The 12859-nt window shown below is 37.0% G+C and carries 11 protein-coding genes and 1 pseudogene; 8 read left to right on the top strand and 4 right to left on the bottom strand.

Features of this window, described 5'->3' with window-relative positions:
• Positions 1–29: 29 nt before the first annotated feature.
• The gene (locus tag O7C57_RS05410) at positions 30–1025 is read right to left on the bottom strand and encodes a LacI family DNA-binding transcriptional regulator (protein WP_154622264.1); all 996 of its coding nucleotides are present in this window, start codon (positions 1023–1025) and stop codon (positions 30–32) included.
• Between the two features lie 479 nt (positions 1026–1504).
• Between O7C57_RS05410 and O7C57_RS05405 the strand changes: the two genes are divergently transcribed.
• From O7C57_RS05405 to dhaM, 4 genes and pseudogenes are all read left to right on the top strand, one after another.
• Positions 1505–1792: a hypothetical protein gene (locus O7C57_RS05405; RefSeq protein WP_269723746.1), complete on the top strand. Its 288-nt coding sequence runs from the start codon at positions 1505–1507 to the stop codon at positions 1790–1792.
• A 34-nt stretch (positions 1793–1826) separates the two neighbouring features.
• Positions 1827–2524, top strand: a protein-coding gene (locus O7C57_RS05400) for an IS1 family transposase (RefSeq protein ID WP_269723143.1) whose coding sequence is annotated in 2 segments (ribosomal slippage) — positions 1827–2076 and positions 2076–2524 — 699 coding nt in all. Because the reading frame shifts where the segments join, the coding sequence is not laid out codon by codon here.
• Between the two features lie 26 nt (positions 2525–2550).
• Positions 2551–2925 (top strand): annotated as a pseudogene (locus O7C57_RS21575) (response regulator transcription factor); the annotation flags it as partial.
• 672 nt (positions 2926–3597) lie between these two features.
• Entirely contained in the window at positions 3598–5043 is a 1446-nt protein-coding gene (gene dhaM / locus O7C57_RS05390) for a dihydroxyacetone kinase phosphoryl donor subunit DhaM (protein ID WP_269723744.1), read from the top strand.
• 199 nt (positions 5044–5242) lie between these two features.
• Here the strand turns inward: dhaM and O7C57_RS05385 are convergent, their stop codons facing one another.
• Together O7C57_RS05385 and rimO are read right to left on the bottom strand one after the other, a co-directional pair.
• On the bottom strand, positions 5243–5890 hold the full coding sequence (locus O7C57_RS05385; protein WP_230085792.1) for a helix-turn-helix domain-containing protein: 648 nt from the start codon (positions 5888–5890) through the stop codon (positions 5243–5245).
• Between the two features lie 242 nt (positions 5891–6132).
• The gene (gene rimO, locus O7C57_RS05380) at positions 6133–7467 is read right to left on the bottom strand and encodes a 30S ribosomal protein S12 methylthiotransferase RimO (protein ID WP_154622567.1); all 1335 of its coding nucleotides are present in this window, start codon (positions 7465–7467) and stop codon (positions 6133–6135) included.
• Between the two features lie 236 nt (positions 7468–7703).
• Between rimO and O7C57_RS05375 the strand changes: the two genes are divergently transcribed.
• Both O7C57_RS05375 and O7C57_RS05370 read left to right on the top strand, forming a co-directional pair.
• On the top strand, positions 7704–8660 hold the full coding sequence (locus O7C57_RS05375; protein ID WP_154624522.1) for a hypothetical protein: 957 nt from the start codon (positions 7704–7706) through the stop codon (positions 8658–8660).
• Between the two features lie 557 nt (positions 8661–9217).
• Positions 9218–10426 carry a retropepsin-like aspartic protease gene (locus O7C57_RS05370; protein ID WP_154635724.1) on the top strand — a complete coding sequence of 403 codons (1209 nt, stop codon included), beginning with the start codon at positions 9218–9220 and terminating at the stop codon, positions 10424–10426.
• Between the two features lie 129 nt (positions 10427–10555).
• Here O7C57_RS05370 and O7C57_RS05365 read toward each other — a convergent pair whose 3' ends face one another.
• Positions 10556–11485, bottom strand: a complete 930-nt coding sequence (locus O7C57_RS05365; RefSeq protein ID WP_154625016.1) for a haloacid dehalogenase-like hydrolase — start codon at positions 11483–11485, stop codon at positions 10556–10558.
• A gap of 263 nt (positions 11486–11748) precedes the next feature.
• On the opposite strand from O7C57_RS05365, the gene O7C57_RS05360 reads away from it, so the two are divergent.
• Both O7C57_RS05360 and O7C57_RS05355 read left to right on the top strand, forming a co-directional pair.
• Entirely contained in the window at positions 11749–12306 is a 558-nt protein-coding gene (locus O7C57_RS05360) for an iron transporter (protein WP_154625015.1), read from the top strand.
• Positions 12307–12516: 210 nt separating this feature from the next.
• Positions 12517–12852: a cupredoxin domain-containing protein gene (locus O7C57_RS05355; RefSeq protein ID WP_154625014.1), complete on the top strand. Its 336-nt coding sequence runs from the start codon at positions 12517–12519 to the stop codon at positions 12850–12852.
• Positions 12853–12859: the final 7 nt, after the last annotated feature.

Raw genomic sequence — 12859 nt, 5'->3', positions numbered from 1 at the left:
ATCGCTGATATCAGAGCGATCCTATCTCGTTAAAGAGATTCCCTATCGAGTAAATCACAAGAGACATATTGTGTCCCATTATTTTTCCTTTGCTCAATAATATGTAATGCGGCTTGTTGCCCTAATTGATAATGCGGCAATGCAACGGTGCTTAATGGCGGATAAAATAGCTCTCCTACACCGATCATATTGTCATAGCCTAATACAGCAACATCCTCTGGGATACGTAGCCCCTTACTCAGTAATACTTGATAAGTTAAAAAAGCAATACGGTCATTACCACAAACCACCACATCAAAATCAGGTTTCGCTTGCTTGCAATGTCGATTGATAAGATCAATCACATCACGATAATGTTCATCCCCTAATGCTAAATGATACTGCTTTAAGGACTCCTCCCGTAGACCAGCACAACGCCATGCAGACTCCACAGCCTCTCTACGCGTTTTTCCTGCCACTGTTTCTTGCGGAATATATAAACAAAGGGGTTTTCTATAACCTTTTTCAATCAGCCGACATATCGCCTGATATTGACCATTGTAGTCATCAGGAATATAGGCAGGAAAACGATTTTGAGGGTCGATGCAATTCGCCAGCACTAAATGACTTTTATGCAGTCCTTCTGGAATAGTGACTTCACGTAATCCCATTGTTGTATAAATAATACCATCCGGCCGCTGAGACAATAATTGCCTTACGGCTCGTTCATTGTCTTCATTTGATGTGATGTTAACCACAAAACTACTCCAGCCAAATTGCCTTGCTGTCTGTTCTATTGAAAGAATGACCTCGACTGAGTATGGTGTCGTCGCTGTATCAAGCGCTAAAACACCCACGGTAGATATTTTCGAGCCTTTCCCTCGAATTTTTCTAGCCGAAAAATCAGGAACATAATTTAATGTTTGAATGGCTTGCTGCACCTGCTTAAGCGTCTCAGGTTTCAGCAGCTCGGGATTATTGATAGCTCTTGACACGGTCATTAGTGAAACATTAGCAAGTCGAGCTACATCTTTTAAAGAAGCCATTAAGTATTTTCACTCAGCCAGATATTAATAAATAAAAATTCTAACATGATAAAGATAAAAATCACCTACAGTAGTGATTAAATAACCTTGTTATTATCACGAATGAAACTATACTAAAATCTAGCAATAAGGCTTTTTATGACTACTATTTTACGATATTATCGTTCCATTACATAAAAAATTTTTATAACATGTCAGTAATATTTGATGTAGTTAATAAAAAGTAAGTGTAAATACTTATTATTTTGTCAGTCATTTATTAATTCTTACTCACTGACACAAACGTTAACCATTATTTCTACTTTTATATTAAATTTACCTAGCTGTGAAATATAATATAAATTAAGGTCTGTAAATACATTAATAATAAAACTAAAAAATTAGCAAGAAAATATTACCATTGGCTTACTTAGCCATCTGGTTCTACCTATTTTTTCAAAATTATATGAATATCAAATCAGTGTAACAGGAGTATGGTGATGAATAACACCATTCACGTAATCATAGAAAATGATAATGTCATTAAGAATAAACTGAAACTAATGATGGAATCTTTTGGTTTTAATTTTAAGTTCTATAATGACGAAACGTTATTTACAAGTAATTATACGTACCCTCAAGAAGAAGGAGCTAAAGAGTGTGTATTAATATTCTTAAACAATGAAAATAACCATATTGGCAGATTGAATAATATCGACGGCTCACTCGGTATTATCCCATTTATCGTCCTCTCCGAAAAACGGTCATGTATTCAATCTGGTGATTAATCTGTAATATAGGGTAATTTATCGGAGAATATTCATGGCTAAAGTCGATGTAAGGTGCCCATTTTGTCAACAAACTCCCTCAGTGAAAAAACATGGCCTAGGGAGTACAGGTCATCAACGTTATCGTTGTCAAGACTGCTGCCGAAGCTTCCAACTCGACTATGAATATCGTGCCTGCCAGCCCGGTACCAAAGATAAAATTATCGACCTAACGATGAATAATGCCGGTATTCGTGATACCGCTAGAGCCCTTCATATCAGCATTAATGCGGTTGTTCGCACTTTAAAAAACTCTCGCCGAAGCAGGTAACCTCTTTACCCCTTGATAATCTGCACATTGAACTCCTTTGCGAAGTCGATGAACAGTGGTCTTTTGTGGGTAATAAGAAGCAACAACGCTGGCTTTGGTATGCGTGGGAGCCCCGCCTAAAACGGATAATTGCTCATACGTTTGGTCGTCGAAACAAAAGGACTCTTCACCAGTTACTGGCTTTACTGTCTAGGTTTAATGTGGCTTTTTGGTGCACGGATAAGTTCAGTGCTTATGAGATATTGCCCAAGCAGAAACATGTGGTAAGTAAGTTTTATACGCAACGAATAGAAAGAGAGAATTTGAACCTGAGAAACCGCTTGAAGCGCCTTAACCGTAAGACGTTAGGTTACTCGAAGTCACCTGAAATGCATGACAAAATCATCGGTACATTCATTGAACGCGAATACTACCTATTATGATGATCTCTATATTGAATACACGACCCGAAAAACCATCAGTAGAACTTTGCCATGAAAGTTTTAAATCTGGTGCCTTTGATTTCTTTTCATTCCCATTTAAAGATTCTGATATCGTCCATGCGATAAACAATGCGATGGAACACTTTGTTAGTGAACATGCAGAACTCAATAAATACAACAAATTAACCGATAAATTTGATCGGCTTTCCAATCGAGAAAAAGAGATCATGGACATGATCCTTGAAGGCAATACAAGCAAGGAAACCGCTGAAAAATTAGCCCTTTCCCCTAGAACCGTTGAAGTACACCGATCAAATATTTATACAAAACTCGGTATAAAATCGTTACCGCAATTAATACAAGAATATGAGTATATAAATACATACTCTAGGAATTTATGAACTCATTGTTCATCAATGATTACTGTAGATAAAATTAATTTAGCTATTAATTAATCAGAAAATTTAACTATTTAATATAGTTTTATTTCAAATATTAAGATTTTACAGCTTTAATCACTATAGTTCATTTATATGGCTAGATTAATGGCATAGGCTGTCGTCTGTTTACTTACAACGTACAGCCTTCTTCGCTTATATCGTAATCTTACTTAGAAAAATTATTACTTACGTGATGAAATTATTTCGCATATTATTTCTATATCACTAAGTAATATTAATCATGGTCGTACAAGTTACAGCCATTAATTTTAAAACTAAGTTACCGCTTTGTGAAATGTTATTATCTGAAAATTCACTTAGTATAAAAAAAAACAGTTCAAAATCGATATCTTAACATCAATCGTTAGTCAATAATTTTACCCTCCCTTCATTTTTAAATGACGATATTCATTAGTTGGAAACTTTAATATTACATCTAAAGTGAAATAAAACATTTTGTCTCCAAATGGCTATGCCATCGTCATTATTAAGAATATTCGTTAAATTATTTGTGATTTGTAAGTGTCTTAATCTTTATTGCTAAATATCAGCAGAAGCTCTCTCTTTTTTTCGTAACATTACTTATTATAAATCGATATCTATCGCCGCTAAGACTCACCAGAGGAGAAGAATATGATTGGTCTCATTATTGTTTCTCATAGCAAATTGCTTGCTGATGGGGTGCTCCAACTCGTAGAGCAGATACAGAATAAACAGCATTGTCAGATAATCACTGCGGCGGGGGTTGATGATGACACCCACCCTATTGGTACAGATGCAGTGAAAGTCATGGAGGCGATCGAAACCCTAGCAGATGCTACAGCGATTATTTTATTAATGGACTTAGGTAGCGCATTACTCAGTGCAGAAACTGCTCTCGACCTCATTGACGCTGAATTGGCAAAAAAAGTGCATTTGTGCAGTGCGCCTTTAGTCGAAGGAGCCATTGCTATCACGGCCTCTGCATCTACTGGTACGTCAATTGATACAATTTTAAATGAAGCACGCCAAGCGCTTTATCCAAAACAACAGCAATTGAATGAAGCTAACGACATAACAGAGAAAGAAACACCAGCGCCTAGCAGCTTCTCTGAAAAAGCCATGATGACGGAATGGTTGGTACAGAATCCTTCAGGACTTCATATTCGCCCTGCGGCTAAATTGGCAACATTACTTTCAGGTTTTAAAGCAAAACTGGAATTACAAAACAACGAAAAGCGTGCGGATGCTAAAAGTATGAACCAAATCGCGCTATTACAGGTTCATCAAGGGGATAAAATTAGGCTTATTGCAGAAGGAGTGGGTAGCCAAGAAGCTATCGACGCATTTAATCAACTGGCACAACAACACTTTGGTGATAATATCAGCACATCAAATGCGAATTCACTGATAGGAAAAGCCGCTTATGTTCCTTCCGTAACCGGATTTGCCTATCATATCCCTGAAAATAGCAAACTTTGCACTTCCTCTTATCAAGGCAGTAAACATGAGCTAGAGACGGCAACTCAAGCCATTAAAAGACTACAAAGACAGTTAAATACCCTAGCTGATTCACTCGCTGAGACTTATGGAAAAGAGATTGCCAATATTTTTCATGGCCACAGTGTATTATTAGATGACGATGATCTTATCGATTCCATTAAGCAAAAAATAGAACATGAATCGATAACGGCCTATGATGCCATATCCCAAGTATTTAGTGAAATATCAGAACAGTACCAACAACTCGATGATGACTATTTGCAAGCGCGATTTATTGATATTGATGACTTAAAAAACCAGCTACTTATGTCAATATCGTCGGCATCCTCCTCCCCTTTGGTGCTTTCTGAGCCGACAATCCTTCTGACTCATCACTTAGGTCCTTCAGAATTACTGCACTATAACAACGCTAACGTGGTCGGAATTGCTCTCGCTCAGGGGTCCCCTTATTCACACACCTGTATTATTGCAACCAAAATGGGGATCCCCATTTTAGTCAATCTTGGTGAGAAAATTGATGAAATTCCCGAAAATGCAAAATTAACGCTATCCGTTGCAACAGAAACATTAACTATTGGGGCGCCTATTTCTGCATAAATAAACGATACGGCTTGCGATGTTTTAAAGTCAGCATAATGTTCAACCATCGCAAGCCTCAACACAAGTCAGCCCAATGATGCGCAACAATACCTGCTAGCATTAACCCAAAATGATCCTTTTAAGCTTGTTAAGAAGACTGATGTTATCAAACCTATTTCCCCCTCTTCTAATGGCGTGAAACCGCTGCATCGAATTGCTACTTATATTCCTTGATGTCGATATCATACTGCTTCAACTTACGCCAGAGAGTCGTTCTTCCCATATTCAGCACTTGGTACATTTGCTGAATTTTTCCGTTACATAGCTTAGCAGCCTCAATAATTGCTGATTTTTCAATTTCATGAATATTCAGTCCTCTAACGCAGGTAGCGGCACAATTATCAAAAGTCATATCCTGCATCTGAAGGTGACACTTAATTTTTTCACTGATTTCACGGGCGATCGATTGGGTTAACGCAAGAAGAAGGGTGTTATTTACCGTCTGAGATGCCAAAATAATGATGGCAACGAGAGTTTCATTTTCACTAAGAATAGGCGCGAGATAATAAAAGGTTCCCTGCCATTTGATTGGATGCTTAAACAAGCTAAGTGGGGTTTCCTGCATGTCACAGGTTGCTAAAATATTGTGAATGAAAAAGGAGTTCTTCCAAATACGATTGGACCACAGCATCTCACCATAAGGTTCGATTAATGCAGTATCTATTACCAAATCGTTGATAGGTGACAAACCCTTTTCGATAGCAAGACTCGCAATATCAATTAACACGTCGGATGAAATAGTTCTTGCTATCTCTTCCTGTTCAGGAAAAATCACTGGAGATGAAAAATCAACAGACATAGCCATCCTTATACACCGATAAGTTATACTTTGATTATGTCTATTTTTTATTAAATTTTAATATCTCAAATCAAATAATCTATTGATAGATTTTTATCTATTGATCTAGAACAAAAAGTCAGGACATATCCAAATCAGAGATTATTACTGTCGCTGAGATAAAACGATTTCTTACTTATCCGATAAGAGTAAAATGCCCCAGTGATTGACATTCCAACGATTAGGGCACTTTACTGTTGATGTGCGGGTTATTCGTTAACGATCGACCCCCAGAGGTCATACTCATCAGCGTGTTCAATCAACACGTTAACAACATCACCGGGTTTCACTCCGAATTCACCATTCAAATAAACCATACCATCAATCTCAGGAGCATCAGCCATACTACGACCAATCGCGCCTTCATCATCGACTTCATCAATCATTACTGGTAAACGGCGGCCTATTTTTTCTTGTAATCTTTCGGTTGAAATCTGTTGCTGCAATTGCATAAAACGATGATAACGCTCTTCTTTAACATCCTCAGGAACTTGATCAGAAAGTTCGTTCGCTTTCGCCCCTTCAACTGGACTATATTTAAAGCAACCTACGCGATCAAGACGAGCCTCTTGCAAGAAATCGAGCAACATTTGGAAATCGTCTTCCGTTTCGCCGGGGAAGCCCACAATAAAGGTCGAACGTAACGTTAATTCAGGGCAGATTTCCCGCCAACGCTTGATGCGTTCGAGAGTTCTTTCTACTGCCCCAGGACGCTTCATTAACTTTAAAATCTTTGGACTCGCGTGCTGTAATGGAATATCCAAATAAGGAAGTACTTTACCTTCCGCCATTAAAGGAATGACATCATCAACATGTGGGTATGGGTAGACATAATGCAAACGTACCCACACGCCAAGTGATGCGAGCTGTTCACATAATCCAACCATACTGGTTTTTACCGGTTTACCATCCCAAAACCCCATGCGATGCTTAACATCAACACCATAAGCAGAAGTATCTTGAGAGATCACTAATAATTCTTTAACCCCTGATTCAACCAAGCGCTTTGCTTCATTTAATACATCCCCGATAGCACGACTATCTAAGTCACCACGCATTGATGGAATAATGCAGAATGTACAACGGTGATTACAACCTTCTGAAATTTTAAGGTAGGCATAATGTTTTGGTGTTAATTTAACACCTTGCTCAGGAACTAAACTTAGGAAAGGATCATGTTCTGGCTTTGGTACATAGTGATGAACATGATTGAGAACTTGTTCATAGCTATGAGGACCTGTGATTTCCAGCACTTTAGGATGAACTTCGCGAATTTGATTTTCTTTAGCGCCAAGACATCCAGTCACAATTACTTTGCCGTTTTCATTTAATGCTTCACCAATCGCTTCAAGCGATTCTTGAACCGCACTATCAATAAAACCGCAAGTATTAACAATAACCAAATCAGCATCATCATAACTTGGTACGACTTGATAGCCATCCGTACGTAGTTCAGTCAGGATGCGCTCAGAATCAACAAGATTTTTCGGGCAGCCAAGTGAAACGAAGCCAATTTTTGGCACCGGATTAGTATTTTGCGACATAACTCACTTCTTTTATTGTTTTAAAAAATGGGCTGGATTTTACCTGAAGTATAGTAGGAATTGTATAAATTTTTATCTATAAAACTATTTTTATTAAACGATTTATGCTTGGCGGATTTTGTCGATATAAAGCCAAAAACCATGAGCGCCTTTCTTGTTGATAGCTACAAAATTTAGCTTATGTTACCATTTGAATTCACTGAAAATAATTGATTACAACGACTCGCCTTTAGAAAATGAAAAAATACAATAACAAAAAACGTAAAAACAAAAGTCGAAATAGAAACCACGATAGCAACAACCGTCATATTGTTAGCACTGATAGTCGGAATCGTGATAATAGTACTCGCAACGAGCATCGTCATTACACCCATTTAGAAACAATGGCTTACCCATTACCTAATGAATTAAAACTTCCTATAGCATCGATCATTGGACATGGTAATCAAACATTTACTTATTTTATATGGCTATTTTGTACTTTAATATGTGCATTGACTTCTCTTATTCTATGGAATGTTATCTCAGGAAGGTTCCTTTTTGTCACTATTGAGATCGTCCTATTAGTTTCATTTTATACTCTACTAAAACGATTTAATAAAACTGTTAGTTATTTTTCTATCGATAATAACGGATTTCGCTTTATTTGTGATCCATATCCAAACATGAACGTTGAAATACTCTGGGAAAATATTTGCTCTGAATATGTTGTTCATATCGAAACAGGCGGTAGATATAGTCCTAACTATCTTGTTTTTCAGTATAAAAACGCCTCAAATGAGAGTAAAGAATATAAATTACCCATCGAAAATTGGATTAACTATTCCCCCTTCTCTCCAGTAGAAAAAAGAAAATTGATGCTCAAAGCGCTACTTAAAGGGCTTGCGAGAATTCCTGATATCAAAATCAACCAACGTGTATTCACTAAACTCGATATAGACCCACAAACATTTAAATTTGCACCATCAAAGAGAAGGTCAGAAAATATATATTGCATGATTTTGACCATCATCGTTTTAGGAATTTCATTGATGTTATGGCTATTTTTGGTCACAATTTTACCGCTTTCATGGGCTTTAGTTTTGTGCTTAGCCGCAACTGTGCTTATCGCTATTGGGGTAATTCTATTCTTTACTTGGCTTTATCCAGAATTCGAAGGCAATATCCGCTATATCAATGATATTAATAAATAATCATCTTAACTGTAGCATTTTTTTCATTTGGGCAACCAAGTGACATGAAGCCAATTTTTGGCGCCGGATTGGTATTTTTCGACTTAACTCACGTCTGTTATTGGGTTAAAAATGAGCCGAGTTTTACCTGACGTATATTTTAGCGCTATAAATCGCTTTTTCAGCAGAGCCATAGACTCTTATAGCGGCTCAATTCGCAGTTCATCTGTAGTGATCACATTAGCCGTCCGATAGATGATTGTTCTATTCTGAAAATCTTTCCGCGAGTTAACCTCCCCTTAATTGATCGTAACTCTGTCTATAACGAGAATAAAACATTTTTAATCAGCACGATAACGAGTTAAAAAATAAGCTTATTTATACGAAAAATGATGAGTGTTAATAAAATGAGATCGAATAAAGTATAAAAAACTCGAACTAAAATTTATATTTAGCGGAAATTTAATCGTGTAACTAATGCTAAAAAGTATTGATTATTGAGTTCTCGTTTATAAATTTATTCGTATAAAAAGCTATTATTTCATTGTGTGATAGATCATTAGATTATAGGGTAAACAATGCAAAACAAGGAGCCTGTCTTGGTAAAAAAATCCAATAAAATAATAAGTTACCTAGCGTTATTAATGATAACGGGTTGCTCTAACACGATAAAAAACCATGACCCTATACTTGTTAACGCTTTTCAAGACCAGTATGTTGATTATATTTTAGTTCCCGTCACGATAAATGGTGAGAAATACACATTTTTATTAGACACTGGCTCATCAACATCTGTTATTGATCAATCCTTGGTCAACAAATTAACAAGCAACCTTGATGCACCACCCGCCTTTTATCAAAAATACTTTAATGTCGTAAAAACTGTCAGTGATAATAAAAAAATGGCGGACGTTAATTTTGTTAATCCCATTTCCTTTTATATTGGGGAAAAGTACTTTAATGGCGGAGACTTCTGGGCTGCAAATGATCTTAGCCTGCTATCACAAATGGTAGGCGAAAATATTTCAGGGATACTCGGTATTGATATTTTTAGACGATTAAATTGGGAAATCGATAACAAAAATAAAGTATTAACGCTCTATGATAATCCTCCTAATATCAATAACTATGAGCAGTGTATTACATATGATGATTACACGCTTGGAGCTCCCTCTTTCAATGCTTACTTTGATGATAAGACCTATGTGAATGTTAAATTAGATACTGGATCCAAAGTGAGCTATTTGTCTTCTGAATTTTTAGATTATCTAAAAGAAAATAAAATCAATAAGATGGAAAAAATAGAACAATTTGACAATGCAATTACCATCGATTTTTCTGGTGTGAATAACAAAAAAGAAGATCTGTATCGAATTCAGCAAGTTCAATTAAATGATACTACACTCATCGACCAAAAATTTGCTGAAAATAATAATAATGCTTATGCTATTGGCATGTCTGCATTAGCTTCATTTGATAAATATCTATTATCGCCAGATAGAATGCTCATCTGCTATAATAGTCATAAATCCCCAGAGAAAGAATTGCAGGATATTAGAAAAATAAATATCCGGATGTTTAATAACAATATTGAATTCTTTTATAATAATGAGGATACCCTCGCTAAATACCCTATTCAAAATGGGGATGTTTTAATGAGTCTCAATGGGGTTTCATACCCAACAAAGGCTTTAGTCAAAGTGCAACATTTGATCAATACATTACCCAAAGGACAGCTATCTTTGGTTTTACGTCGACAAGGAACGTTAATAAAAGTCGATTTTTAAAATCCATATTGTTCCAATTTGATTAATCAAATACCATTTTAAAATATTTAAATAACAAATAGATAGCTAATAGAAATAATCCGAATCACACCGTCAGATGATGTGATTCGGATTGCAAAATATGATTGATTAACGATTAATCGAACGAGCAATACGCGAGTAAGTGTGTCTCACACCACGAATAACAATGCCATAATTAAGAATGTTTTCAGGTAATGCAATACCGTTATAGCCTGAATCACCAATATGATGTAGATCTGTTCCTGCCATTTTGCACATCAACGCAATTTGACGGATGGTTTGTAAATCAGCGCCTTCTTGTGATGTTCCAATCGCTGTCATTGTTAATACACCTTGAGAATGACAGTAAGCCACCATCCTTTGCACAAATTCAGCTGAAATACCGGGTACCGTTCCCGGTGCGGGCAAAAGGATCACATCGGCACCGCTATCAATAAAACTTCGAATATCAACTTCTGTAATCAACTGCTCTGCTGACTCATTGAGAACACCAGCAGCGTGCATTTTTCCGGTAATTAAAATGACCTCTTCACCAACAACCGCTTTTAATTCTTTTAGACTTAAATTGATTTCTTGATTGGTGACTCCATTACCTGGATTGCCCGTTAGCACAATAATGTCAACGCCCATCTCCTTTAATTTTATTGCGTTTTTTACCGTGGCTAAACGGCCTTCAGAAATCTTCCACTGCACATCCTGATTGGGATTATTAAACCCCGCAGGAACAGGTTCCAGATTTACGCCAATGGCTCGACCTGTAAGGTGTTTTAAAGTCCGGATAATCTCTTGTGGTTCTATATTTGAAGGGAGACCTTGCACAACCGGATTATCAACATCAAAAATATTCAATAATAAAATATCCGCCCCTTGACTTGCGGCGAGCTCCGCATTTGTCACATTCATTAAAACAGGCTGTATCGTACCAATGGTTTCAGAAACCAAAAGGCGCCCTTCACTCCCCTTAATGGCTTCTAATAACGCCTTTTTATTCATGCGCGATATTTCAGAAGCGGTACAATCAAGATAACGTTTTTGCATGCTTTACACCTTTATTTATTCGTAGGCTAATAATAAATAAACTCTGTTCAATTTATCGTGACATATAATCAATAAGCTGAATACATTTTGGCTCAAAAGATATTTTTCAAAAAATAATAACTTTCCTACTGTAACTATTTTTCTAAAACTTTTCATATATTTGGCTATAAATTAAATTTTCGGCCTCAAACTTTAACTTGAACAGCATGAATAATAATGATTATCATTGCGTTCCAATAATAAATAATGGTAAGGACAAGACGATGAAACTCGCTTATCAAGCAGCTGTTTCGGGTTTAGCTTTATTCTCAATCACTGCTTTTGCTCAAGAATATCCTTTAGGACAACCTATCATTAAAGATGGAATGGAGATTCAAGGGGTTTATCTTCAACCAATAACAATGGATACAGAAGAAGGCCATCAAGGGATGTCCCACCTTGCTGCCGATAAAGCAGATATCCATTTAGAAGCAGATATCCATGCGGTTGAGGATAATCCAAATGGATTTGCTGAAGGTGATTGGATCCCATACCTCACTATCGAATACACAGTCAAAAAACTCGGCGATAAGCCACAAACTCAAACAGGCACATTCATGCCGATGGTCGCTAGTGATGGCCCTCATTATGGTCAAAACATCAAATTGGATGGCAACGGTAAATACCAAGTCACCTATAAGATCTACCCGCCATCCCATAATAAACAAGTCGCATTTGGTCGCCATATTGATAAAGAAACAGGGGTAGCTCCATGGTTCAAACCTTTTGAAGTTTCATGGGAGTTTGACTATGCGGGTGTAGGCCGAAAAGGTAGCTACTAACCCACAAATCGATACTCAGCGTTATTCTCGACGCGGCAAAACGACAAGCATATGAAGCACGGGAAATAGCTAGAAACGGTCCCCCCGTGTACAGAAAGGAGTCAACAACGCTGCGACTTGCAATATAACGGGTATATCATTTCAGGGCTAGCCGCTGCTTAATTGCTGCGTATAGCCCTTTTATTTGTCGTTATGTTTAGAGCCACTAAAATGAAAACATTACTAAGTTTAGCCCTTTTGCTATTTTCAGCACTCATACCCAATGCGGCTTTCGCAGCAGAAAAATTTACCGTTGAATTAGAAATGAAGAACGGTGATTTAATCCCACGTGTGCTTGAAGTTCCTGCAAAAACGATTATTCGTATCAAAATAACTAACACAGGAACTGAACCCGCTGAGTTTGAAAGCACACAATTGCGTAAAGAAAAAGTTCTCGCGCCGGGAGCTAGCTCTGTTGTGGTTATTGCTCCCCTAAAACCGGGAAGTTATACCTTTTTTGATGATTTCCACCTGTCTCACCCAAAAGGTGAGATCATCGCGAAATAGAAGGATA

This window comes from Providencia sp. 21OH12SH02B-Prov (assembly GCF_027362595.1).
Lineage (GTDB): Bacteria > Pseudomonadota > Gammaproteobacteria > Enterobacterales > Enterobacteriaceae > Providencia > Providencia zhejiangensis.
This window is presented reverse-complemented; position numbering and strand designations above follow the sequence as displayed.

What these genes read in the sequence shown, in the direction of transcription:
- O7C57_RS05410 (WP_154622264.1), bottom strand. Translation starts at nt 1,025, where the DNA reads ATGGCTTCTTTAAAAGATGTAGCTCGACTTGCTAATGTTTCACTAATG.
- O7C57_RS05405 (WP_269723746.1), top strand. Translation starts at nt 1,505, where the DNA reads ATGAATAACACCATTCACGTAATCATAGAAAATGATAATGTCATTAAG.
- dhaM (WP_269723744.1), top strand. Translation starts at nt 3,598, where the DNA reads ATGATTGGTCTCATTATTGTTTCTCATAGCAAATTGCTTGCTGATGGG.
- O7C57_RS05385 (WP_230085792.1), bottom strand. Translation starts at nt 5,890, where the DNA reads ATGGCTATGTCTGTTGATTTTTCATCTCCAGTGATTTTTCCTGAACAG.
- rimO (WP_154622567.1), bottom strand. Translation starts at nt 7,467, where the DNA reads ATGTCGCAAAATACTAATCCGGTGCCAAAAATTGGCTTCGTTTCACTT.
- O7C57_RS05375 (WP_154624522.1), top strand. Translation starts at nt 7,704, where the DNA reads ATGAAAAAATACAATAACAAAAAACGTAAAAACAAAAGTCGAAATAGA.
- O7C57_RS05370 (WP_154635724.1), top strand. Translation starts at nt 9,218, where the DNA reads ATGCAAAACAAGGAGCCTGTCTTGGTAAAAAAATCCAATAAAATAATA.
- O7C57_RS05365 (WP_154625016.1), bottom strand. Translation starts at nt 11,485, where the DNA reads ATGCAAAAACGTTATCTTGATTGTACCGCTTCTGAAATATCGCGCATG.
- O7C57_RS05360 (WP_154625015.1), top strand. Translation starts at nt 11,749, where the DNA reads ATGAAACTCGCTTATCAAGCAGCTGTTTCGGGTTTAGCTTTATTCTCA.
- O7C57_RS05355 (WP_154625014.1), top strand. Translation starts at nt 12,517, where the DNA reads ATGAAAACATTACTAAGTTTAGCCCTTTTGCTATTTTCAGCACTCATA.